The sequence below is a fragment of the Moorena sp. SIO3I6 genome (assembly GCF_010672095.1).
In genome coordinates, this window is sequence record NZ_JAAHHU010001049.1 from 1 (window position 1) to 1,745 (window position 1,745).

Here is a 1,745-nt window from a genome sequence, read left to right on the forward strand (position 1 = left end):
GGGTGCGGCTCTTATAGAAATACGGTATTATTTAAAATAACAAAACTAACAACCTTGTCAGAGTAAGGCTTTGAGTCAAAAAAACCGTTAAGTGACGTTTGTTGTACATAAGTGGAAAACCGGGGTGAAATTCAGAGATATGCAAGGATCGTACTCAAATGAAGACATCTTCTTTTCACCAGCACGAGAGCTATTTGAAGAAATCGTAGAGTGGTTGGGTTCAGATCGGGTTTGCGGTTTAGAGCATGGGGAGTTAGAGAACAAATTACTGGAGAACGGGTACGAACTATTAAGACGGCTTCTGCCACGGTTATTTTGATAGACGTAGTGATGACGAGATTGAAGGTGAGTGTTTGGGTAGTGACCAAGCCAGAAGAACTCATAAGAAGAAGTTGACTCGTAAACTGACCACCTTATTTGGAACCGTAAGAGTCAATCGAATTGGTTATGGAGGAAGGAAGCTCAATTCCCTGAGTCCATTGGATGCGGAATTAAACCTACCGCCATCCCAATATTCCCACGGACTGACAGAGCGAGTCGCAGTAGAAGTAGCCCGTTCGGGGTTTGGTGAAACAGTAGAGATAATTTCCCAAACAACCGCAGCCAAAGTTGGTAAGCGTCAAGTGGAAGAATTAGCCTTCAATAGTGCCTGTGACTTTGACCAATTTTACCACCAGCAACAATCACATATAGAGCAATCTCCACAAACAGGGGAAATAGTAGTGATTACTGTTGACGGTAAAGGTGTAGTGATGCGTACAGAAGATTTACGTGCTCATACCAGAAAAAGGGCGCTGGCTTCGAGCAAGAAGTTAAATAAACGATTAACGAAGGGTGAAAAACGAAACTCGAAGCGAATGGCTACAGTAGCTTCGGTTTATACGATTGACCCATTCGTGCGCACACCTGAACAAATTGTCAATCCGGAAGGGGAGGAGGTAGATAAAAAAGAACTCAAAAGACCCTTGCCTCAATCCAAGCGTGTTTGGGCAAGCTTAATTAAACAGCCAGAAGTAGTTATTAGCGAAGCATTTGACGAGGTATTGCACCGCCGAAGCACTCAACAAAAACACTTTTGTGCTTTGGTCGACGGTAATAAAACTCAATTATCGCTGTTGAATAAGTTTGCTCGCAAACACCAGATTAACTTAACAATTGTTCTCGATATTATCCATGTAATTGAATATTTATGGAAGGCGGCATTTGCCTTTTATTCCGATACCAGCAAACAAGCGGAGGATTGGGTAAGTAAAAGGATACTACTCATTCTTCAAGGACACTCAAGTACAGTTGCTGCTGGGATGCGTCGCAGTGCCACATTACGCAAACTCTCCCCATCACAACGTAAACCGGTGGATAATTGTGCCAGATATTTACTCAACAACGCGGCTTACCTCAAATACGATGATTACCTCAGAGCCGGTCTTCCCATTGCCACTGGGGTAATTGAAGGTGCTTGTCGTCATCTGATCAAAGACCGGATGGATATTACTGGAGCTAGATGGAGCCTTCAAGGAGCTGAAGCTGTTTTACGTCTTCGCTCACTTTACCTTAGCGGTGATTGGCATCAATATTGGCAGTTTCACTTAAAACAAGAGTATCAACGCAATCACCATGTTTTGTATCTTGATGGTGTTCCTTTGATGAAACGACTCCTTTATGCTCGTTGCTCTACTACTGCTCCCACTACTCTTCCGATAACTGTCTAAGACTTTATCCTTAGTCTTCCTAAAAGAGCCGCACCC

1 protein-coding gene is annotated in these 1,745 nt (G+C 43.3%); it reads left to right on the top strand.

Features of this window, described 5'->3' with window-relative positions:
- The first annotated feature begins 139 nt into the window (after positions 1-139).
- Positions 140-1,709 (top strand): ISKra4 family transposase gene (locus F6K49_RS45970; RefSeq protein WP_293109028.1). Its coding sequence is split into 2 segments (ribosomal slippage): positions 140-304 and positions 306-1,709, totalling 1,569 coding nucleotides; the frame shifts between segments, so codons are not numbered across the junction.
- The last annotated feature ends 36 nt before the right edge of the window (positions 1,710-1,745 follow it).